General features: G+C 61.7%; 21 protein-coding genes and 1 tRNA gene. 5 read left to right on the top strand and 17 right to left on the bottom strand.

Annotated elements, in window-relative coordinates; genetic code table 11:
• Nucleotides 1-10: 10 nt before the first annotated feature.
• The gene (locus tag VEK15_19640; GenBank protein HXV62921.1) at nt 11-1,246 is read left to right on the top strand and encodes a response regulator; all 1,236 of its coding nucleotides are present in this window, start codon (nt 11-13) and stop codon (nt 1,244-1,246) included.
• Nucleotides 1,243-2,655 (top strand): sigma-54 dependent transcriptional regulator, encoded by a 1,413-nt coding sequence (locus VEK15_19635; protein ID HXV62920.1) that lies wholly within the window; start codon nt 1,243-1,245, stop codon nt 2,653-2,655. Before VEK15_19640 ends, VEK15_19635 begins: the two co-directional genes overlap by 4 nt.
• Nucleotides 2,656-2,668: 13 nt before the next feature.
• On the opposite strand, the gene VEK15_19630 is transcribed toward VEK15_19635, so the two are convergent.
• Together VEK15_19630 and clpB are read right to left on the bottom strand one after the other, a co-directional pair.
• Nucleotides 2,669-4,099 (bottom strand): J domain-containing protein, encoded by a 1,431-nt coding sequence (locus VEK15_19630; GenBank protein ID HXV62919.1) that lies wholly within the window; start codon nt 4,097-4,099, stop codon nt 2,669-2,671.
• A 342-nt stretch (nt 4,100-4,441) separates the two neighbouring features.
• Nucleotides 4,442-7,066 (bottom strand): ATP-dependent chaperone ClpB, encoded by a 2,625-nt coding sequence (gene clpB / locus VEK15_19625; protein HXV62918.1) that lies wholly within the window; start codon nt 7,064-7,066, stop codon nt 4,442-4,444.
• Between the two features lie 144 nt (nt 7,067-7,210).
• Here clpB and dnaK point away from each other — a divergent pair, with 144 nt between their 5' ends.
• Entirely contained in the window at nt 7,211-9,064 is a 1,854-nt protein-coding gene (dnaK, locus tag VEK15_19620; GenBank protein HXV62917.1) for a molecular chaperone DnaK, read from the top strand.
• Between the two features lie 17 nt (nt 9,065-9,081).
• On the opposite strand, the gene kbl is transcribed toward dnaK, so the two are convergent.
• Genes kbl through VEK15_19605 form a run of 3 tightly spaced genes read right to left on the bottom strand, consistent with a single transcriptional unit; the run spans nt 9,082 to nt 11,663 of the window.
• Nucleotides 9,082-10,266: a glycine C-acetyltransferase gene (kbl, locus tag VEK15_19615; protein HXV62916.1), complete on the bottom strand. Its 1,185-nt coding sequence runs from the start codon at nt 10,264-10,266 to the stop codon at nt 9,082-9,084.
• Between the two features lie 12 nt (nt 10,267-10,278).
• Nucleotides 10,279-11,346, bottom strand: a complete 1,068-nt coding sequence (locus VEK15_19610) for a hypothetical protein (protein ID HXV62915.1) — start codon at nt 11,344-11,346, stop codon at nt 10,279-10,281.
• A gap of 56 nt (nt 11,347-11,402) precedes the next feature.
• Nucleotides 11,403-11,663 carry a hypothetical protein gene (locus tag VEK15_19605; protein ID HXV62914.1) on the bottom strand — a complete coding sequence of 87 codons (261 nt, stop codon included), beginning with the start codon at nt 11,661-11,663 and terminating at the stop codon, nt 11,403-11,405.
• Between the two features lie 25 nt (nt 11,664-11,688).
• Here VEK15_19605 and queG point away from each other — a divergent pair, with 25 nt between their 5' ends.
• The gene (queG, locus tag VEK15_19600) at nt 11,689-12,813 is read left to right on the top strand and encodes a tRNA epoxyqueuosine(34) reductase QueG (GenBank protein ID HXV62913.1); all 1,125 of its coding nucleotides are present in this window, start codon (nt 11,689-11,691) and stop codon (nt 12,811-12,813) included.
• Nucleotides 12,814-12,995: 182 nt separating this feature from the next.
• Here queG and VEK15_19595 read toward each other — a convergent pair whose 3' ends face one another.
• The 8 genes from VEK15_19595 to VEK15_19560 all read right to left on the bottom strand — a co-directional run bounded on the left by VEK15_19595 (nt 12,996) and on the right by VEK15_19560 (nt 18,475).
• Nucleotides 12,996-13,319, bottom strand: a complete 324-nt coding sequence (locus tag VEK15_19595; GenBank protein ID HXV62912.1) for a hypothetical protein — start codon at nt 13,317-13,319, stop codon at nt 12,996-12,998.
• A complete protein-coding gene (locus VEK15_19590; GenBank protein HXV62911.1) occupies nt 13,316-14,407 on the bottom strand; it encodes a hypothetical protein in 1,092 nt (363 codons plus the stop codon). Before VEK15_19590 ends, VEK15_19595 begins: the two co-directional genes overlap by 4 nt.
• A gap of 19 nt (nt 14,408-14,426) precedes the next feature.
• Nucleotides 14,427-15,833: an FAD-dependent oxidoreductase gene (locus tag VEK15_19585; GenBank protein HXV62910.1), complete on the bottom strand. Its 1,407-nt coding sequence runs from the start codon at nt 15,831-15,833 to the stop codon at nt 14,427-14,429.
• A gap of 79 nt (nt 15,834-15,912) precedes the next feature.
• Nucleotides 15,913-16,311: a hypothetical protein gene (locus VEK15_19580; protein ID HXV62909.1), complete on the bottom strand. Its 399-nt coding sequence runs from the start codon at nt 16,309-16,311 to the stop codon at nt 15,913-15,915.
• Entirely contained in the window at nt 16,308-16,733 is a 426-nt protein-coding gene (locus tag VEK15_19575) for a zf-HC2 domain-containing protein (protein HXV62908.1), read from the bottom strand. Before VEK15_19575 ends, VEK15_19580 begins: the two co-directional genes overlap by 4 nt.
• Nucleotides 16,714-17,262, bottom strand: a complete 549-nt coding sequence (locus VEK15_19570; GenBank protein HXV62907.1) for a sigma-70 family RNA polymerase sigma factor — start codon at nt 17,260-17,262, stop codon at nt 16,714-16,716. Before VEK15_19570 ends, VEK15_19575 begins: the two co-directional genes overlap by 20 nt.
• Nucleotides 17,263-17,367: 105 nt before the next feature.
• On the bottom strand, nt 17,368-17,805 hold the full coding sequence (locus VEK15_19565) for a PilZ domain-containing protein (GenBank protein HXV62906.1): 438 nt from the start codon (nt 17,803-17,805) through the stop codon (nt 17,368-17,370).
• Nucleotides 17,806-17,899: 94 nt separating this feature from the next.
• On the bottom strand, nt 17,900-18,475 hold the full coding sequence (locus VEK15_19560; GenBank protein HXV62905.1) for an ECF-type sigma factor: 576 nt from the start codon (nt 18,473-18,475) through the stop codon (nt 17,900-17,902).
• 60 nt (nt 18,476-18,535) lie between these two features.
• Here VEK15_19560 and VEK15_19555 point away from each other — a divergent pair, with 60 nt between their 5' ends.
• Nucleotides 18,536-19,255, top strand: coding sequence for a hypothetical protein (locus VEK15_19555; GenBank protein HXV62904.1), 720 nt, complete (start codon nt 18,536-18,538; stop codon nt 19,253-19,255).
• Nucleotides 19,256-19,387: 132 nt separating this feature from the next.
• Here the strand turns inward: VEK15_19555 and VEK15_19550 are convergent, their stop codons facing one another.
• The 4 genes from VEK15_19550 to VEK15_19535 form a co-directional block, all read right to left on the bottom strand.
• A complete protein-coding gene (locus tag VEK15_19550; protein ID HXV62903.1) occupies nt 19,388-19,600 on the bottom strand; it encodes a hypothetical protein in 213 nt (70 codons plus the stop codon).
• Between the two features lie 133 nt (nt 19,601-19,733).
• Nucleotides 19,734-20,282, bottom strand: coding sequence for a hypothetical protein (locus tag VEK15_19545; GenBank protein ID HXV62902.1), 549 nt, complete (start codon nt 20,280-20,282; stop codon nt 19,734-19,736).
• A gap of 67 nt (nt 20,283-20,349) precedes the next feature.
• Complete coding sequence (locus VEK15_19540; GenBank protein ID HXV62901.1) at nt 20,350-20,556, bottom strand: hypothetical protein; 207 nt, start codon at nt 20,554-20,556, stop codon at nt 20,350-20,352.
• 163 nt (nt 20,557-20,719) lie between these two features.
• Nucleotides 20,720-20,803: transfer RNA gene (locus VEK15_19535), tRNA-Leu, on the bottom strand.
• Nucleotides 20,804-20,821 lie beyond the last annotated feature (18 nt).

The raw sequence follows: 20,821 nt of genomic DNA, 5'->3' as shown, positions 1-20,821 counted from the left end.
TTCCGAAATAGTGAGCGTGGCTTCCATCCTCATTGTCGATGACGAGGTGACGGTTCGAGCGACATTTCGCGACGTCCTGGCGCTTTCGGGATACGAGGTGACGACGGTTTCTAGTATGACCGAGGCAATGCGACAGCTGGAGGCTCGGACCTTCGACGTTCTCCTGACGGACTTGATGCTTCCGGGGGAGGACGGAATGTCACTCCTGGGCTTCGCCACGAACAAGGATCCCGAGATCAGCGTAGTCATGGTGACCGGTCATCCCGATCTCTCAAGTGCGGTGACCGCCCTCAAGCAGGGGGCCTATGACTACATCACCAAGCCCATCACCCCCGAAGCTCTGGCTGCCGTGGTCGAGCGTGCCTGCGAGCGGAGAGAGCTCTTGAGCGAGAGACGGCGCCTGCAGGCGGAGAACCAGGAGTACCAGCGGTCCCTGGAGGTGAAAGTCCGCGAGCGGACGACCCGGCTGCGGGACTCGGAAAAGCGCTTTCGTGAGCTCTTTCGGGAGACGCGCCTCGCCTACGAGGAGCTCAAACGCACTCAGGAGAAGCTCATCCGCTCGGAAAGACTGGCGGCCGTCGGGGAGTTGGCGGCCCAGATCGCGCACGAGATCCGTAACCCGCTCGCCGCGATCTCGAATTCCGTCGGCGTGTTGAGGCGCGACCTGGAGCTCCAGGGCGATGATCGCCGCCTGCTCGAGGTGGTGCACGAAGAAGCCCAGCGGCTCGGGCGTATCGTCGCCGACTTTCTCAAGTTCGCCCGTCCGCGCCCGCTGCACCGTACTCCTCTGAATCTGGTGGAAGTCCTCGATGACCTCCTGCTGCTTCTTTCCCAACAGCACGCCCTGGGACTCGCGCAGAGCCAGATAAAAATCGAGAAAGACTATCAAGAAGAGCTGCCGCCCGTGAGCCTCGACGCCGCCCAGACGCGCGAGGCACTTTGGAACCTTCTGGTCAACGCCGTCGAAGCGATGCCCGGAGGAGGAACTCTCAGGGTCGTCGTGGCGGGCTCGGAGAAAGGGGACGACTTCGTCGAGGTCACCGTTTCCGATACGGGGAAGGGAATACGTCCCGAGGACATGGAAAGAATCTTTCAGCCCTTCCACACGACCAAGGCCGACGGGACGGGCCTCGGCCTAGCCATCGTCCAGCGCGTGGTGGAGGCACACGCCGGCGAAGTCCTGGTGGAGAGCACGGCGGGCCAGGGAAGCTCGTTCCTTTTACGATTCTCTTTGATATCCCGATGAGCGCCAACCGATCGAAACCCATCGCTGAGGCCAGGGCAGAGCCTCAATCGACGAAGATTTCCATCCTCGTCGTGGACGACCAACCGGCGATCCGTGAATCGATGGTCATCACCTTCCGGCGAGAGGGTTACGACGTGAACGCGGCGGAAAGCGGAGAGCAGGCGCTCGATCTGCTGGTGCGTACCCCTTTCGACCTGGTCGTCACCGATCTGAGGCTCGGCGGGATCGACGGTATCGAAGTGCTTCGACGGTGCAAGGAGCTCTTCCCCGACACCGAAGTCGTGGTAATGACCGCTTACGGAACAGTGGAAAGTGCCGTCGAAGCGATCAAGGCCGGCGCTTACGACTATCTAACGAAGCCGTTCCAGCCGGAGGAGCTCACTCTGGTGGCCGCGCGCGCCCTCGAGCGGCGGGGTCTCGCCCAGCGCGTTCGGATCCTGGAGCGCGCGGTCCGTGGCCACCATCCGTTCGAGAACATCGTTAGCGCGTCTCGGGCGATGAGCGACGTCCTCAAGATGGTCGATCAGGTGGCACGGCTGGACTCCACGGTACTCATCACCGGAGAGAGCGGGACGGGTAAAGAAGTCATCGCCCGAGCGATCCACGAGCTCTCACCCAGGAGGGATCGCCCGCTGGTCACCGTCAATTGCGGAGCCATTCCCGAGAATCTTCAGGAGAGCGAGCTCTTCGGCCACACCAAGGGCGCCTTCACTGGCGCGCACGCGGACAAGCGCGGGTTGTTCGACGAGGCCCATGGCGGGACGGCTTTTCTCGACGAGGTCGGCGAGCTCTCCCCCATGGCGCAGGTCAAGATGCTGAGGTTCCTTCAGAACGGTGAGGTGCGGAGAGTGGGAACGACCTCCAGCCGCAACCTCGACGTGCGCATCATCGCCGCCACCAACCGTAACCTGGAGAAGAGTGTCGAGGACGGCACCTTCCGGGAGGATCTCTTCTATCGTCTGAACGTCATTCCCATCGAGCTGCCGCCGTTACGCGAGCGACGCGAGGACATCTCGCCCCTGGCGCACCACTTCGTGCGTCGAATCGCCCAGCGCATGGGCTTGCAAGAGCCGACGACGATCTCCCCGAGGGCGATGGACCTGCTCATGAAGCAATCCTGGCGCGGGAATGTACGGGAGCTCGAGAACATCATCGAACGAGCGGCGGCCCTCGACCGCGATGGAATCATTGGAATGGATGATCTACCCTTCGGTGATTCGCCTCGAAACGAAGACCGGCTCATCGAGCATGCCCGAAAGCGCGCCCTCACGCTCGCCGAGCTCGAGAAAGAGTACATCCTCGAGGTCCTGGCCGAATGCGGAGGAAGTCGCAAGAATACCGCCAGGAAGCTGGGAATCACGACCGCCACACTTTGGCGAAAGCTCAAGCTCTACGAGCACGACCGCTGACGACCGGCGCTCCTCATTCGGCGGGCGTCACCCCTGGATCGATGGCTTTCGCTTTCTCCATCGCCCGCTCCGCTCGCAGATGTAAACCCACCGCCCGATAGAAACGAGCCAGCGACACCTGATACTCGGGCCTCCAGGGATCGAGATTGGCAGCGATGCGGAGGTTCTTCTCGGCGTCCTGACGCCACTTCGGATTCTTCGAGAGGGCGAGCCCGAGGAGATGGTAGGTTTCTGCACTTTGAGGGTCGAGCTCGATTCCTTTGAGGCAGAGCTGGATGCACTCCCAGAAATCCTCTCCTCGGAAGGCGACCTTGGCTCGTCGAAGGAGATCCTTGGAGGTGCCGCCGTCGAGGGCCGGTGTCGCGTGGCCGGGCTTCGGCGGCGTCGGCCGATCGAATGGGACACTGTCGAGGTCTTTCTGGGCCAAGGCCTCGTAGTCCTCTCTTCGTTTCGAGCTCAACGTATCGTGAGCCTCGCTGATGCGGTGAAAGACGTAGGACAGTTTCTCCTGGAATTGCGGCTCGATGACGGACCGAAAACGATCGGGGTGGTAACGACGAGCGAGGCGTATGAACGCCTCTCGCACCGCGTCCACCTCGGCACCTTGATCGAGCCCAAGCACCTGCCAATGATCCTGGAACTGGAATTCTTCATAGAGTCGCTCGACCTCGGCTCGCTCGCGGTCCCGTTCGTGCTCCGTTGCCATGGCCTTGGATCGTTCGCCATCACCGCCGTCGCGCTTCGCGTTCTGTGGCTTTTCTCCTTCGCCTTCGGGCTCGATCAGCTCTGCCTGGAGCAAGCCGATGAGCGTCCTGGCCGTCCGCTCCTCGGGAAGGGGGCTCACGGCGAATATGTCTTTGGCGGTCTGGGTACCGTCGATGCGGGACAAGACGAAGGCTTCTTCAGGGTCGAGGTTGACTTCCTGGAAGCGTTTCATGGGATCCTTCGGAAAGCCGAGTCGACATCCGCTGTTCTTCAATGCTTCGAGACGCTTTCCCAGCTTGGGGGTCCGGCGGGCGGCTTCCATCAGGATGTCGGCCACCGAGAGGGGCTGTTTGAGAACGTCTTCGACCTCGCTGACCGGCGCAAAAGCAAGTTTCCTCGGGGGAGCGATGAGCTGCATGCAGACGATGTCGAGGAGCTGATGGCGCACGAAGGTCTCGATCTCCTCCGCCGCCACGATCTTCAACTCGACGAGGATCTCCCCGAGCCTCCTTCCGCTCTTGATGAAATGCGAGGCGTCGTCGAACTGTTGCCGGGTGATGCGTCCATGACGCATCATGACCTCCCCGAGACGGTCCTCGGCGAGCGTCGAACGGGCGCCGACGACGAAGCCGGAGTGGAACATCACCGCTCGGCGAACCGACGATGCTTCGCAGGTCAGGACACCGGTTCGTTTACCGAAGTAAAGCTTCTTGAATGCCTCGGCTACTTTTTGATTCATCGCAGGTGCACCGGGCGCACTCGTCGGGGGCGTTTTTTTTTGTGTCGGAACACAACAATTGTACCAGGAGCGCCTTCGGATTGCGATGCGGGGAAGACGGCGGGTATTTCACAATTAAATGTCGGCAGGGGATGCGACATTTAAGTTTTGAAGCTCGGGAGAGCGTCTCGGTCGAGGATGATTCTGGCAAACCATTCTAAACAAGGGATCTAAGAAAAAAAGGTTCCGCTGGTACGTGGTTTGCTTTGTGGAGTATACTGAGAACGCAAATTGGCGTCGCTCCCCAATCTCGACGCCAGCCCCGGGAGGTGCCCCCCGCACCGCCTCCCGGGGAATTTGTTTTTATCGGGACCGCATTCGGTCACCCACCTCGTTAGACTGCCGGAACACGAAGCGTGAGCCTTCCGCGTCGATCATGAGACGCTTTCCTTCTTCGATGTCCCCCGCGAGCATTCGTCGTGCAATCTCGCTTTGAAGCGCTCGTTGAATCGTTCGCTTGATGGGTCGCGCACCGTAGACCGGGTCGTAGCCCAGCTCGGCCAGGGTATTCTTGGCCGAGTCGGTGACCTCGAGGTCGATGCGTTTCTCCGCAAGCCTGGCTTTCAGCCGCTCGAGCTGAATCTCGACGATTCGCACGAGCTCCTCTCGCCCGAGTGCGTGAAAGACGACGGTCTCGTCCACCCGATTCAAGAACTCGGGGCGGAAAGTCTGCTTGAGACGGCCTAGCACCTGGCGTTTCATGGTCTCGTAGCCCTCCGAGCCACTGCCGGCCTCGACGCTCAAGATCTCGGCACTCCCGATGTTCGAGGTCATGATGAGAACCGTGTTGCGAAAGTCGACCGTCCTCCCGTGCGCGTCGGTCAGCCGCCCCTCATCGAGGATCTGCAAGAGCAAGTTGAACACCTCGGGGTGCGCCTTCTCGATCTCGTCGAACAGAACGACGGAGAAAGGCTTGCGGCGAACCGCTTCCGTCAACTGACCGCCCTCCTCGTATCCGACGTAGCCCGGAGGCGCGCCGATGAGTCTCGCCACGGCGTGCTTTTCCATGTACTCGCTCATGTCGATCCGCACGAGCGCCTTCTCGTCGTTGAACAGGTACTGCGCCAGGGAGCGCGCGAGCTCAGTCTTGCCGACGCCGGTGGGGCCCAAGAACACGAAGCTGCCAATGGGACGGTCGGGATCCTGGATGCCCGCGCGTGCGCGGAGAACGGCGTCGGCGACGGCGTCCACGGCTTCGTCCTGTCCCACCACTCGACGGTGAAGCTCGGAGGAAAGGTTGAGGAGCTTCTCCACCTCCCCTTCGAGCAGCTTGGCTACGGGGATTCCCGTCCAGCGCGAGACGACCTGGGCGATGTCCTCGTCGTCCACTTCCTCCTTCAACAGCATGTGCTTCGTCTGTGCCAGGCCCTGCTCGGCTTCCTTGAGGCGCGCATCCAGCTCGTTCAGGCGACCGTATCGCAGCTCTGCTACTTTGTTCAGCTCGTAGGCACGTTCGGCTCGCTCGATCTCCACCTTCGTCGCTTCGATCTCCTCGCGTAGCTTCCTGATTCGTGCGAGCTGTTCCTTCTCTTCTCGCCATTGGGCCCGGAGCACGTCGGCGAGACCCTTCTGATCCTGCAGGGTGCGCTCGAGCTCCACGAGCCTCTCCTTCGAAGCCTTGTCCTTTTCCTTCTTGAGAGCCTGTCGCTCGATCTCGAGCTGCAGGACGCGCCGGTCGACCTCGTCGAGCTCGGTGGGAACGCTGTCGATCTCGGTCCGCAGGCGAGCCGCCGCCTCGTCGACGAGATCGATGGCTTTGTCGGGCAGGTAGCGGTCGGAAATGTAGCGTTTCGAGAGCATCGCCGCCCCCACGAGAGCGGCGTCCTTTATCCGGACACCATGGTGCACCTCGTAGCGTTCCTTCAGCCCGCGCAGAATGGAGATGGTGTCCTCGACCGAAGGCTCGTCCACCAGAATCGTCTGGAACCGTCGTTCGAGAGCCGCGTCCTTCTCGATGTATTTCCGGTACTCGGACAGGGTCGTGGCGCCGATGCAATGGAGCTCACCGCGCGCCAGCATCGGCTTGAGCAGGTTGCCGGCGTCCATGGGAGCCCCCTCGGCCTTGCCCGCCCCCACGACGTTGTGAAGCTCGTCGATAAAAAGGACGACCTGGCCCGCCGATTCTTCGACAGCCTTCAAGACCGCTTTGAGCCGCTCTTCGAACTCGCCACGATACTTCGCCCCGGCGATGAGCGCGCCCATGTCGAGGGCCACGACCCGTTTTTCCTTGAGGCCCTCGGGAACGTCGCCCCGAACGATTCGCTGGGCGAGTCCCTCGGCGATGGCGGTCTTCCCCACGCCGGGCTCACCGATCAGCACCGGGTTGTTCTTCGTCCGGCGAGAAAGTATCTGGATGGTCCTTCGAATCTCGTCGTCCCGGCCAATCACCGGATCGAGCTTTCCAAGAGAAGCGAGCTTCGTGAGGTCCCGCCCGTATTGCTCGAGCGGCTCGTAGGTGGCTTCGGGGCTCTGCGAGGTCACGCGTTGGCTACCGCGCACATCCTTTAGAACCTCCAGTATCCGGTCGCGAGTGATTCCGAGCTCCTGGAAGAGCTGCCCCGAGAAGCCTGTGTCGCCGGTTACGGCAAGCAGCAGATGCTCGACGCTGACGAAGCTATCCTTGAGCTGAGAGGCTTCCTTCTGCGCGGCTTCGAGCAGTTTGCCGAGCCGCTCCGACAAGTAGATCTGTCCGGCTCCGCCGCCCTTGACCGCCGGAAGAGTCTCGAGTCGCTTCTCCAGCTTTCCATCGAGAAAGCTCTTGTGATGGCCGAGCCGTGACAGAACCCTTTCGGCAACGCCGCTGTCCTGCTCGATCAGCGCCTTCACGACGTGCTCGACATCGAGTTGCTGGTGTGAATATTGGCTCGCCAGCGACTGTGCCCTTCCCACAGCCTCCTGGGTCTTCTCGGTAAGCTTCGTGAAATCCATGGAGCCTCCTTGGAGTTAGATTCTAGTCTATGAGCAAATAATTGTCAATTAATATGCTGTGTATTCACTAAGATTAACTTGATTAATCTTCTCGCTTGACCTATAATCACACTGACGACAAAACTCGAGAGGAGTGCAGAAACGATGGGTAAACCAATTGGAATCGACCTCGGAACGACGAACTCCGTAGTCTCCGTCCTGGAGAGCGGCGAGCCCAAGGTCATCGTGAACTCGGAAGGGGACCGGATCACGCCAAGCGTGGTCGCCTTCAACAAGGACGGCCAACGACTGGTCGGTCAAATCGCGAGACGCCAGGCTATCACCAACCCGGAGAACACCGTGTCCTCGATCAAGAGGTTCATCGGGCGGCGCTACGACGAAATCGAGCAGGAAGCGGCGAGAGCCACCTACACCGTCAAGCGCGGTAAGAACGGTGAGGTCCTCATCAGGGCCGGTGGAAAAGACCATTCCCCGCCAGAGATTTCCGCCGTGATCCTCACGAAGCTCAAGCAGGCCGCCGAAGACTATCTCGGAGAGAAAGTCACCGAAGCGGTGATTACCGTTCCCGCCTACTTCAACGACGCCGAGCGTCAGGCGACGAAAGACGCCGGCACCATCGCCGGGCTCGAAGTGCTTCGCATCGTCAACGAGCCCACGGCGGCGGCGCTCGCTTACGGCCTCGAGAAGAAGAAAGAAGAGACCATCGCCGTATACGACTTCGGGGGCGGCACGTTCGATATATCCATCCTGGAAGTCGGCGACGGCGTCATCGAGGTCAAGGCGACCAACGGCGATACTCACCTGGGAGGCGATGACCTCGATCAGCGGATCATCGAGTGGATGGTCAAAGAGTTCAAGAAGGACCAGGGAATCGATCTGTCGACGGACAAAATGGCCTTGCAGCGGCTCAAGGAGGCGGCGGAAAGAGCCAAGATCGAGCTCTCGACGTCGGTCGAGAGCGAGATTCACCTTCCGTTCATCTCGGCGGACGCTTCGGGCCCCAAGCACTTCCAGATGAAGCTCACGCGGCCTTCGTTCGAGCATCTGGTCGACGATCTGATCGAGCGAACCCTCGGACCCTGCCGCAACGCCCTCGCCGACGCCGGAGTCGAGCCGAAGGACATCGACGAGGTCGTACTCGTCGGCGGCTCCACCCGCATCCCCAAGGTGCAGCAAGCGGTGAAGGACCTCTTCGGTCGCGAGCCACACCGGGGTGTCAACCCCGATGAGGTGGTCGCGATCGGGGCCGCCATCCAGGCGGGCGTTCTCAAAGGCGACGTCAAGGACGTCTTGCTCCTCGACGTGACCCCGCTTTCGCTGGGCATCGAGACCCTGGGTGGGGTCTTTACCAAGCTCATCGAGCGCAACACGACCATCCCCGCGAAGAAGAGCGAAGTCTTCTCGACCGCTGCCGACAGCCAGACGAGCGTCGGCGTGATGGTGCTGCAGGGCGAGCGAGAGATGGCGCGGGACAACCGGTTGCTGGGTCAGTTTCAGCTCGTCGGAATCCCGCCCGCTCCTCGGGGCGTTCCGCAGATCGAAGTGACGTTCGACATCGACGCCAACGGAATCGTCAACGTCGGTGCCAGGGACCTGGCGACGGGCAAGGAGCAGACCATCACCATCACCAGCTCGAGCGGCCTCAGCAAAGAGGAGATCGACCGCATGGTCAGAGAGGCCGAGCGCAACCGCGAGGAGGATCAAAGGACCCGGCAGGAAGTCGAGACCAAGAATCAGCTCGATCATGCGATATTCACTTCCGAGCGAAGCTTGAACGAGAACCGTTCGGTGCTCGACCCCGCCATCGTGAGCGAGATGGAAGACGCGCTCGAGAACGCCAAGAAGGTTCATGGAGGCGATGACACCGCGGCGATGAAGTCGGCGTCCGAACGGCTCACGAGCGCGACGCACCGCATGGCGGAGCAGCTCTACGGCAAGACCAAGGCCGAGGCCAAGGAAGACGACGTCGTCGACGCGGAATATACCGAGGTCGACTAATCAAGGCGAGCGCGGCGTCAAATGACGCCGCGCTTCTTTCCGATCTTGATGAATGCCTCGATGGCGCACCCGACCTGATCGGGGCTGTGAGCTGCCGAGAGCTGGACTCGAATTCGTGCCTGGCCTCTCGGCACAACGGGAAAGCTGAAACCGACGACGTAGATCCCTTCCTCGAGGAGGTCACTCGCCATCTCCTGCGCCAGCCGCGCGTCACCGAGGAGAATGGGAACGATGGGATGCTGGCCTTCGACGATGCGGAATCCGCACGAGGACATCTCCCGGCGAAACCGCTGGGTGTTCTCCATGAGCCGCTTCCGATGCCCCGAGGTGGTCTCCAGGATCTCCAGCACCTTGGTGGCGGCCGATACGATCGGCGGGGCCAACGAATTTGAGAACAGGTAGGGTCGGGAGCGCTGGCGCAGCAAATCAATGATCTCCTGGCGCCCAGAGGTGAATCCCCCGGCCGCTCCGCCGAGCGCCTTGCCGAGAGTCGAGGTGACGACGTCGACCCGAGCCTGCACGCCGAATCGCTCCGGCGTTCCCCGGCCCGTTTCCCCGACGAAGCCCGTTGCGTGGGAGTCGTCCACCATCACCATGGCATCGTAACGCTCCGCGAGGGCGCAGATCTCGTCCAGGGGCGCATAAGTCCCGTCCATGCTGAAGACGCCGTCGGTGGCGATCAGACGCAACTGAGAGGTTTGCGCCTCCTTCAGCCGGTCTTCCAGATCGTTCATGTCGCGATTCGCATAGCGCAGGCGCTTCGCCTTGGAGAGCCGAATCCCATCGATGATGCTCGCGTGATTCAGCGAGTCGCTGATCACCGCGTCGTCTTCGGAAAGGAGCGTCTCGAAGAGGCCGCCGTTGGCATCGAAGCAGGAGCTGTAGAGAATGGCATCGTCGGTGCCGAGAAAACCCGCGATCTTCTCCTCGAGCTCCTTGTGGATGTCCTGGGTTCCGCAAATGAATCGAACCGACGACATACCGAATCCACGAGCGTCGAGGCCAGCATGTGCCGCGCGGACCACCTCGGGGTCGCTGGATAGCCCGAGGTAGTTGTTCGCGCAGAAGTTCAGCACCTCTCCCGCCTTGACCGAGATCGAGGCACCCTGGGAGGATTGGATCACGCGCTCGTGTTTGAAGAGTCCGGCCTCTTCGATTTCTCTAAGGGCCGAGCGGTAACGGTCGCGGGCTTCACCAAACATGTACGAATTCCTTCAAACGACGGGAGAACGATGCCGCCGCCTCAGGTGCGCGATGAGGTCGCCGGTGACCAGCAGGAAGACCTGGATGGGATCCTCTCCCTGGCGAAAACGGACTTCGCTTGCCTGATACCGTTTCAGATCATCGATGGCGGCAAGAAAGATTCTCTGCTGGGACTCCCTGACACCCGAGAACGACAGGAACTCGTCCGGTCGAAAGCCCGCGAGAAGGGCCTTCACCCTGGCCAGTTGCTCCGGCTTCCGTTCGGCCTCGAACGCCTTGACGCGATCGAAGAGATTCGCCAGGCCGTCCAGGAGCTGGCCGATGTCGAGCACGTTCTCCAGATCGCGGCGGAAGAGCATCTTTCTCGTGATCGAGGCGTCGAACAGAATCAGCTGCTCCACGAGTACGGTACTCAGCGTCTCTCCGACTTCACGAATCCGCAAGCCGAGCTCATCGACGACGGCATCGATGCGACCCACGATGAACTCCGAATCGACGCGCGTGCTTGCCGAGGCTCCACCACCCAAGGGCACGAATCGGCGAACCCAGCGTCCCAGCTCTTGCCGCATGAAACGGACATCACCGGCGAGGTCTCGAACTCGCTGGCCGTACCGCCCGCGAAGCGTTTCTCCGCTCCCCGTCATCGGGCAGGTAGCCATCAGGTGCTCGAGCTGGTGGAGGCGTCGGCCGAGCGCGAAGAAATGCTGACCGAGACGTTCGACCCGCCGATCGTAGCTCACCCGGAGGTCGGCCGTGGACGTTTTGCCGATGGCGTTCTGACCCAGAAGTCTCAGATCCTTTCGAATGTTCTCGATGCCGGTGAAGGCTTCCGACGAAAGCAGCGAAGCGGCGACGAGAATCTGATCCAGGAGATAATCGACGATGTCCCCATCGGAAATACGGCCCACACACCTTCCCAGAACATCGATGGAGCATTCTCGGGAAAGAAACTCCAGCGCTGCCTGATCGCGTCCGTCGTTCGACTCCGGCGGAGTCGACTCGGACGGCTTTCCGCCACGCAGCATCGCGTACAAGCCCCCGGTACGCGCCGACAAATACTCTGTGGGAAGGTGCGACAACACGACCCCTTCTGACTTTGGAGCGCCGAGACTATAGCAATGCCGATACGATGATGTCAAAGCTTCGACGGCGACGAATCACGCCAACGCTGCCTCAAATGGCCGAGCCGGCTCACGATCGTCTCTCTCAACCGGCGGAACTCCTGCAAATCCCCCTGCGCCAGAGCGAGACGGCAGTCGTCGAGCTTTTCGACGAGGTCGGACAGCTCACGATCGCGAAGAGCCGCCCGAGCGGCGCCGAGCTGGGCATCGATCGTGTCGATACGGCCCATCTCGAGGTTGTTCAAGGTGGCGATCACGTTGTCGAGTGAATCCACGGTGCCGCTATTGTAACCTGGTGCGGTGACCGATCCGTGGGTGCTGAGACGAGCGATCTTGGACCGGGGAATCGAGCTCGGTTTTTCGAAGATCGGTCTTGCTCCGGCTCGGCTCCACGACGCAGCCCCGAGACTACAGGAATGGCTCGAGCGGGGTTATGCGGGTGAGATGCGGTACATGGGACGAAGCCCGGACAGACGGACGGATGCAGGATCGAGCCTTCGCCGCGCCGAAACGGTCGTGTGTTGTGCGCTCAACTATTATCTGGGCGCTCCGGGACCGGCGCCCGCCAACCGGGGAGTGATTTCCGCCTATGCCCGGGGCGAGGACTACCATCGGGTGCTCGGGGAGAAGCTCGACGCGCTCGCGCGTTTCATCGAACGACGCGCCGGGGTGGTGACTCGTCGCTACGTCGACACCGGCCCTCTCCTCGAAAAAACCTACGCCGCGGCCGCGGGGCTCGGGTGGCTCGGAAAGCACTCGAATCTCCTTTCCCGCGATGGGAGCTCCTGGTTCTTTCTCGGCGAGATCCTCGTTCCGCTGGAGTTGCCCCTCGACACCCCGACACCGGATCACTGCGGGACCTGCACCCGTTGCATCGATGCTTGCCCGACGCGGGCCATCGTGCAGCCTTACGTCGTCGACAGCCGTCTCTGCATCTCGTACCTCACGATCGAGCTGAGAGGCTACATCCCCCGTGAGCTCAGACCTCTCATTGGCAACCGCATCTACGGCTGCGATGACTGTCAGGACGTCTGCCCCTGGAACCGGTTCGCCAAGAGGAGCGAAGAGGCCAGGTTCTTTCCACGTGAGCCTCTGTCGACGATGGACCTCGTCTCGATGCTGCGCATGAGCCGCGAGGAGTTCCAGCAAGCGACGAGGGGAAGCGCCATCAGACGAGCCCGGTACGCGGGGTTCTTGCGGAACGTGGCCGTGGCGCTGGGAAACAGCGGGGCGACCGAAGCAGTTCCTCCGCTCGTCCAAGCCCTCTCCCACGAGGAGCCTCTGGTGCGCGGCCACGCGGCCTGGGCCCTCGGTGCCCTCGGGGCCGATGAGGCCTCGAGTGAGCTTTTGGATGCTCTCGGGAGAGAGGAAGAGGCCCCAGTGCGCGAGGAGATCCAATGGGCGCTCACAGCACTCGCAGGGTGATGAAAACTCATCCCACCCTGTGCGAGCGGAGCGAGCCCGGCGCAATCGTCCGCATTCGGGCTGCTTCGTGGGTATCAGATGTGAGCACGCAGTGCGAATAATTGCCGCGCCGTAAGCAGGTCGAGCCGTGGCGGACGATCGATTACGGGTCCCGCTACGGCATTAAGCACTGGATGATGAAATCAGAGCGGCTCGACCGCCACCTCGCGCAACCAGTTCTTGATGCGCGCCTGAAGCGTCTTTTCCTTATCGAGCGTCGAGGCCAGCTCGGTGAGCTCCTCTTTGGTGAGGGCGCGAACCTCGGCGGGAATCACAACGTAGCGCTCGTCGGCCGTGAGGGACCGCTCTTCCTCCTCGTCGTCGTCGTTGTCGAGATAGGAGGAGAAAAAGTGGACCGCCCCGGTCTCGCGGTCGAGGTAATAACGGTGGTCTTTCGAGCCGTCGGCGAAAGCCTCTTCCAGCTCCTCCCAGTCGACACGAATTCGCTTGGGTTCCAGCTGATTCACGGCTCGTAATCCAGCGTGCTGACGTCCCAAAAGGTATGATACGCGCCTTCGTCGTATAGTTGAAGGAAGCGGTCCAGCTTCTGGCGAATGAGGGTACTGCGATGACCGGGAAGGGCCGCCGGGTGTTGATAGCCGTAGCTGAAATAAGCCCGGATGAGGAGGCTCCGGTCGCCATGGGGGAGCGCTCGCAGATTGTCGACGAAAGCCGGAAAGCTGCCCGAGCGGAGGAGATAGAACTCGACGTTCGAAAGGTAGAAAGCCGAGAGGACCTCACCTTGCTCGGCAACCACTTTCCCGATGGCTTTCAGGGCCTTGTCACCCGCGAAGTCGCCAACGACGGGAATCAGGCGGCCATCCTTCGCAAGCGAGCGCACGTACTCGTAGTCCTGGGGACGGGCGAGAAAGTGGCCATGGCGGCCACTCCGTGCTCTCGATAGGAGGAGCTGGCGATAAGTCGGATGGTAGGCCATCGGCGGCCGTCCGAAGCTCCGAAACCGCAGATGGAGCTGCTCCTCGAAGAACGAGGAGTAGATGGAATCGATCGTCTTTCGATCGTTCTCGTCGAGAGAGAATTGGAGCACCGCTTCGACGTGCGAGAACGCGGCTCCACGATTGTCGGCGAAGCGTCCCTCGTCGCGGGGCGCAGACTCGAATGCGGCAACCATCTCTTCGAAGCCCTCGAAGGTGGCTCCCTCCTCGCAGCGGCGGGAGAACAGCGTGCAGAGGTAGTCGTATGGAGTCTCCGAAGAGACCAGCAGGTAGTTGAGCAATAGATGATGGAGCAGGTTGTCGCGACGAATGTCGATGATGAATGCCCAGGACGGCCTGAGCCGACCGATGTAATGAAAATTCTGCTCCGGGCCGACCCCCAGGTAGACCCCGCCGGCGGGCTCGAGCCGATCGACCACCTCGGCGTAGCTCGTCTCGTTCGAGATCAGGTTGTCGGTATCGAAATAGCCCCCCTTCTCCGAGAGCTCTTCGACGAGCGCCGCGAACTGCGGGACCGTTTGAGACGTCCGCTGACAGCCCGCCGAGACAGCGAGGACGCCAATGAGGAGGAGGTAGCGTTCCGGTCGCAATGCCATCATTCAATCGAGCGACCAGAGCCTACCGGCTGAGAGCCGCTTGCATCTCCTCGACGGAGGTGAATTTCAGCCGCGGCCGCTCGGTGCCGGCGGCTCGTTCGATCTCGAGGGCATCGAGCTTCTTCCAGTCGTCGTACGAGAAGAAGCTCGGCTTTCGCTCCTCGACGAGCCTCCGGGCCGCATCCACCGACGGGAGCTCGGGGTCGAAATGCACGCCTCTATCGAGATCTTCGAGCATGCATTTCACGGTCTCGAGGGCGTCGGGCTTGTTCGTTCCGATTACTCCCGATGGCCCGCGCTTGATCCAGCCGGCGCAGTACTGGCCGGCGAGGTGCTCCCCGGTCGCTTGCTCCACCACGCGTCCCTTCTCGTTGGGGATTACGCCCCAGTCCTCTCGGAAGGGCACGCCGGGCAGGGCCACGCCATAATACCCCACCGAACGGAACACGAGACCGGCGGGAATCTCTTCGACCTCATCGGTCGCTCGCGGTCGTATGCCTCCCCTCGAGTCGAGGTAGAGCTCGTTCTTCACGAGTCGAACGGCGCCGACCCCCCCGTCCTCGCCCGCGAGGAGCTCGGTTGGCGAGACACAGAACCGCAGGACCAGCTTCTTGGCCTTTCCTGATCGCTTCTCCGCGGCGTATTGCTGAAGGATCTCGACCTTGCGATCGGCCGAACTGTCGGGGTTCCGTTCCAGAAAAGCCTTCGACGTCTCGTCGAGACGAGCGTCCTCTTCCGGCACCCAGATGTCGGCGACCTCCATCTCACCAAGCTCTTTGATTTCCGGATTCGTGAAGGCGGCCTGGGCGGGTCCGCGACGACCCAGCATGTAGACGGTGTTCACCCGGGACGCCGCGAGGGCCTCCAGAGCGTAATCGGCGACATCGGTTTTCTCGAGCTCTTCCTTACTCCGGCAGAGAATCCGGCAGACATCGACGGCCACGTTTCCGACACCGACGACGGCGACTGCCTCCTGGGAGAGATCGAACTCCCGTTCGCGGTAATCGGGATGGCCGTTGTACCAGGCGACGAACTCGGTCGCCGCGTGGCTTCGCGGCAAGTCTTCGCCGGGAATACCCATGCTGCGGTCGATCTGCGCCCCGACGGTGAAAACCACCTGATGGTAATGCTTCTTCACATCCTCGAGCGTCAAATCAGTGCCGAACTCCACGTAGCCGAAATATCGAAACCGCGGATGGGCGGCGATTCGATCGTAGGCCTTGGTAACCGACTTGATCTTCTGGTGATCGGGAGCGACCCCGCCACGGACGAGGCCGAACGGCGTGGGAAGCCGGTCGAACAAGTCGATCTCTACGACGAGATCCTTTTGTTTGAACAGGTGCTCGGCCGTGTAGAAGCCGGTGGGACCGGCGCCGATAATCGCAACTCGGAGTGGAGTCGATTCCGTACCCGCAGAGCCTTCCGCCATGGTTGCAGTCTTCCCTCTTCGATTGGTTTTCGGTTGGGTGGTGACAACTTTTGATTATATCGAGATGGGCACCTGGCCGTCACTTTCTCTGTTTTCGGAGGGCGTCGCGCTCGGCGAGCATTCGATCGAAGCGCACCGTCTGCTCTTCCGTCAGAACGGCGCGAATGTCGCGGCGGAACTGTTGGCGCAAGGTGTCGAAGTCCCGGCGAGAAGCTTCCCAGAACTCGCGCGCGATCTCGTGGTTCTTGGCGAGAACGACCTCGAGTGCCTCCCGCTGTTCGGGCGACAGATCGAGCACTTGCTGGAGATGCTCTCTGAAAGGTCGAACGTGGTCGTCGTGCTGGCGGGGCGAGACATTCACGGCGTCGGAGTGCACCGCCCGCTCCAGCACGACCCGATCGACGAAGATACCCAAGCCAACCCCGAGCACGAGCGTCGCCGTGAGGGTGGTCCACATCCATCGGTTTGCTGGCCTCATGGCACCTCCCCGGGAAACGGCTCGAGAGCGATGAGCAGCACCGGCTCGGGGGTCGCCCGGGCGAACACCGTGTCGTTCCCGATCGCCTCTCGTTCCAGCACCGTCAAGTCGGTCTCCTGCTGTGCGGCGGCCCAGACCGTGATCAATGCGGCGACGAGAGCTCCCGCGGCGAACGGCAGGAGCCGCAGGCCGACGCGGCGCCACTTCCACAACGGCTCGTCTCGCCTCTCACGGAAACGGACGACGAACCCCGGATCGGGCTCGACCTCGAGACCGAGCCCCTCTCGCAACGAACGAAAGGACGACGCCAGCTCTCGGCAAGTAGAGCACCGTTCCACGTGGATTGCGACTCTTTCGGCTTCCTCCTGCGAGAGCTCGGCGTCGATCCACGCCGAGATCTTCTCATCGTCGCGGCAGAGCATCTTTTTCCTCCAGCAGGGCCCGAAGCTCGAGACGGCCCCGATGAATGCGCGCCTGAACCGTGCCCAAAGGCCAGCCGAGCGTTTCGGCGATTTCTCGATAGCTCAAACCCTCGACCTCCCTCAACACGATCGCGAGCCGGTGCTCGGGCCTGAGTGCATCCAGTGCTCGCGCCGTGTCCCATCGCGCATCGAGACCCTCATGAGTTCTCGCCGCCGGCTCGGGCCACGGGCGGTCGCGCTCGAGCTCCACTTCGCGACGACGGTTTCGACGACGGAGCTCGTCCTGGGCCCGGTTGATCGCGATACGAAAGAGCCAGCTCCGGAACGTCCCCGAACCCCGGAAGTTCCTCGCCCGCCGATGCACGGTGAGAAACGTCTCCTGAGCGACGTCCTCGGCCAGCGAATAGTCCTTGAGCAGGCGTATGACCAGATTGCGGACCCGCGCTTCGTAGCGGACGACCAGCTCCTCGAAAGCCCGCTCGTCGCCGTCGAGGTAGCGTGAGAGGAGCTCCTCATCGGCGGCGCCCATCGGAGCCTCAGCATATCGCGACTACCTCGAATTTAGAGACGGCGCCCAGGCGGGTTTTGTTACAAGCGCGCCACTACAGGTGTATATTTGGTGAACTGAAGCGGCTCAGCCTCTACGACCGTTTCCCCTGCCGCAGCGCATCGCGAGCGCGTCCCCCAGCTTCCGGAGTTGCGGACGGAGTGCCTCCAGAAAATCGTCGAACTGTCTGTCGAGGTTTAGGTCGAAATCCTGGGAGCCCAAGAGACACTTCAGCCGCTGCGTGTCGTGCGGTGAGACGCTTTCGAGCGCGATACCGCTGAACCCGCCCCCCGTACGCCCGTCGCCGTTCGAGGCCCTCGGTCGCGTCCAACGGACTCGCCCGCCCGCTTCGAAGGGGCTCTCTTCGGCGAACTGAATGCGAAGCTGCACGTTTTGCCCCTTCGCGAGGATGCGATCCGATTCGATACGAGCGCCGTTCTGCGAGATATCGGTAACGATGCCGTAGGCAGGAGGGATGTTGTAGCCCTGGTAGATGGCGAGAGAAACGAGACTGCGGGGGCGCACTCGCGCACAAATTCGCTTCTCGCTCGGCGTCGGTGCTGTCGCCAATGGTCCCCCCCAGCTTACGTTATCTAATCTACGCGATTCAGCGCACATGTCAAGCACTTTGGTTCCGATTCGAGAGCTCGGCCCGGATCCAGGCTCGGGCACGCATCCAGTTCCGCTGCGCGGTCCGAAGCGAGACACCGAGGGCCTGAGCCGTCTCTTCTTCGCTCAAACCCGCGAAGAATCGGCACTCCACGGTCCGCGCCAGGTTCTCGTCCCGCTCGCGAAGCACATCCAGCACCCGGTCGAGATCGAGCAGATACTCCGCTTGCTCTTCGCTCGCGACGCGCTGTTCGTCCAGCGGGATCGGACGTTCCCCCCCGCCACGTTTCGCCGCGAGGCGTGCGCGCGCGCGCCCTATGATGATTTGCCGCATCGCTCGCGCCGCGATGGCGAGAAAATGCCCGCGGTCCTCGACACGCATCCCTTTCTGGCCAGCGAGCTTGAGATAGGCTTCGTGGACCAGCCCGGTCGTGTCGAGCGTTGCGCCGCGGTTCGTACGTCGCAGATGACTCCGGGCGATCCGGCGAAGCTCGTGATAGACCATGGGAACGAGCTCGTCGAAAGCTTTCCGGTCACCATCGGCATAGGCGTGCAGCAGTCTGGTGATGTCGCCCGGTTCGGTCATAGCGGGAATCGGCAGAATAACGGTTAACCGAGCGGGGCCGCAAGCTGATAAGATCGCTCCGTGATCGCCTTGACAATGTGCGCGCTCCTGCTCGTCGCCGAGCAGCCTGACGCGAGGGCCCAGGCGGTTGTCGATCGATTGATAGGCGCGCTCGGAGGTGAAGAAGGTTGGTCCCGGGCGCGCTTCATTCAATTCACTTTCGCCCGCGAAGGCCGGAGACTGCACATCGCCTGGGACCGATGGACCGGTCGCTATCGCCTCGAGGCCACCAACGATGCCGGCATCCCCTATTCGGTGATCATGAACCTGAACACCCGACAGGGCAACGCCATCCTCGATGGCCGCCCGCTTCGAGACCGCGAGTTGTCCGATTACCTCAACCGTGCCACGAGAATCTGGGCGGGCGAGACCTACTGGCTTCTCATGCCTTACAAGCTACGGGATCCCGGCGTCGTGGTCGCGTTCGACGGCGAGGAGAGCGTCGGTGGGAGGCTCTATGACCGACTGCACCTCCGCTTCGAGGACGTCGGTCTGACACCCGGCGACGAGTTCTGGGTCTACGTCAACCGCGAAACCGGCCTCGTCGACCGCTGGCGATTTCGCCTCGAGAGCGGCTTCGAAGGCGACTACCGCTGGAGCGGATGGCAGCGGTTCGGCGGCATCCTCCTCGCGACCGAGCGCCGGAGCGAGGCCGGCGAAACGATCCGCTTCGAGGACATCTTCGTCTCCGACGTCGTGCCGGAGGAAGTCTTCTCGCTCTCGGGCGCACCGAGTCGCTAACCCCTGGTACCGCGGGCGGGAGTCGAACCCGCACGGGGTTACCCCAGGGGATAAAACGAAAGCCCCTAGTTCCGTTAGTGGTTCACCCGGACCGGCTCGAGTCCGTCATTGGCACTCGCGTCAACAGGAAATCTAGCTGGAGGACATCGTCTCGATTGCCCCAGGCAGAAGAGCGAGGTACTCTCGCACTTCCAGATTCATACGATCGATTTCAGCGAGATACCCGGATACGGCGAGTCGATAGTTTTCCGGATTCGTCTCTTTCTGACGGAGCTCCGTCACTTGACGACGAAATGAATCGATTCGTTGTAGTGTCGTCTTCAATTCCGCGTCATTCACGATCACGACCGCACCTCCACAATCCCGCGCAGACCGCCATCCCGTTTCGTTTGCCACCAGGCTTGCCGTGAATGTCTTCGCGGACAGAAGCCGGTGATCCCTCCAGTAGTTCGATGGTTCCGCACAAGAAGCGTACAAGTCACGAACGAGTACCGGTCTCACGCTTACTCTTCTGCAACTTCCTCAGGAACTTGAGACGCCGATCCAGGGTGGCGGGGTGTTCTCGTATCTCAAGGGCATCGTTAATGTCTCGAATGGTGAGGGCCGTCTCCACGACGACAGGGTCCTTAATAAGGTTGCGTTCTAGCATCCACTGAACGACCCCCGCCCAGCTCCATACCAGGGTCTTGCCGGCGATCCCAGAGTGAGGAGCTGGAAAATCTCCTTCGCCCCGTTCACCTTCAACGAGAAGTCGGATGTATTCACGGGTCACCTGAGCTCGCCTGGCGATTTCAGAAGCGTTGACCGAATCACCCGGCTCCACGGCGACGACTTTGAGACGCGGATCTGCCCGCTCGACATCCCGAATTGCCGAAACAATAGCGTCGCCCAAACTCGGCGCCTCTCGATCGAATTCGAGATAGGCGATACCACTCCGGAACGCAAGAGTGGCGTCATCGCAACCCGCTTCGAAGAGCGCATCCTCGAGCTCGCTCGTCGGCTCCGAAACACCCGACAGGATGAGCACGAAGTTATGGATCTTGTCTTGCTTGCTCATCGTCTCAAGGTCGTGAGTCGTGCGGGCACTTATCTACTTACCGCCTAATCTGCCGAGCGTGATTCTCCGGGACTCTCGGCGTTGACCACACGGAGAGCATGCATCCCTCGCGGCTCTCTTCCGGGCAATACAAACGACCCCAGGCATGTGAAGACCCGCCCGCTTCCACGAATCGCCATCCGCGACTGTCGGCGTATTGAACAGCCTCCTCGATGACCCGACGTGGGTGCGTCGGCCGCGCCATCTCTTGCTCACTTTAACGTTCTAGTTGACATTTGTCAACTCATTACGATGATGTCCTTGAACGCGAGTCGGACCAACCTCAGAACGCTTCAAGCCAAGTTCCTTCGCTTTTAGGTGGAGCTCGCGGGTCAGGGCAGAAATGCCTCGCACACCACACATCGACCTGGTACCGGGGGCGGGAGTCGAACCCGCACGGGTTACCCCAGGGGATTTTAAGTCCCCCGCGTCTGCCATTCCGCCACCCCGGCTTCGGTCTGGTCGTTTCC

Source organism: Vicinamibacteria bacterium (assembly GCA_035620555.1).
GTDB lineage: Bacteria > Acidobacteriota > Vicinamibacteria > Marinacidobacterales > SMYC01 > DASPGQ01.
Note: the sequence above shows the minus strand (reverse complement) of the source record. Positions and strands in the feature narration are given on the sequence as shown.

What these genes read in the sequence shown, in the direction of transcription:
- VEK15_19575 (HXV62908.1), bottom strand. Translation starts at nt 16,733, where the DNA reads ATGCTCTGCCGCGACGATGAGAAGATCTCGGCGTGGATCGACGCCGAG.
- kbl (HXV62916.1), bottom strand. Translation starts at nt 10,266, where the DNA reads ATGTTTGGTGAAGCCCGCGACCGTTACCGCTCGGCCCTTAGAGAAATC.
- VEK15_19635 (HXV62920.1), top strand. Translation starts at nt 1,243, where the DNA reads ATGAGCGCCAACCGATCGAAACCCATCGCTGAGGCCAGGGCAGAGCCT.
- VEK15_19560 (HXV62905.1), bottom strand. Translation starts at nt 18,475, where the DNA reads ATGACCGAACCGGGCGACATCACCAGACTGCTGCACGCCTATGCCGAT.
- VEK15_19630 (HXV62919.1), bottom strand. Translation starts at nt 4,099, where the DNA reads ATGAATCAAAAAGTAGCCGAGGCATTCAAGAAGCTTTACTTCGGTAAA.
- dnaK (HXV62917.1), top strand. Translation starts at nt 7,211, where the DNA reads ATGGGTAAACCAATTGGAATCGACCTCGGAACGACGAACTCCGTAGTC.
- VEK15_19580 (HXV62909.1), bottom strand. Translation starts at nt 16,311, where the DNA reads ATGAGGCCAGCAAACCGATGGATGTGGACCACCCTCACGGCGACGCTC.
- clpB (HXV62918.1), bottom strand. Translation starts at nt 7,066, where the DNA reads ATGGATTTCACGAAGCTTACCGAGAAGACCCAGGAGGCTGTGGGAAGG.
- VEK15_19570 (HXV62907.1), bottom strand. Translation starts at nt 17,262, where the DNA reads ATGGGCGCCGCCGATGAGGAGCTCCTCTCACGCTACCTCGACGGCGAC.
- VEK15_19585 (HXV62910.1), bottom strand. Translation starts at nt 15,833, where the DNA reads ATGGCGGAAGGCTCTGCGGGTACGGAATCGACTCCACTCCGAGTTGCG.
- VEK15_19590 (HXV62911.1), bottom strand. Translation starts at nt 14,407, where the DNA reads ATGATGGCATTGCGACCGGAACGCTACCTCCTCCTCATTGGCGTCCTC.
- VEK15_19540 (HXV62901.1), bottom strand. Translation starts at nt 20,556, where the DNA reads ATGGCGCGGCCGACGCACCCACGTCGGGTCATCGAGGAGGCTGTTCAA.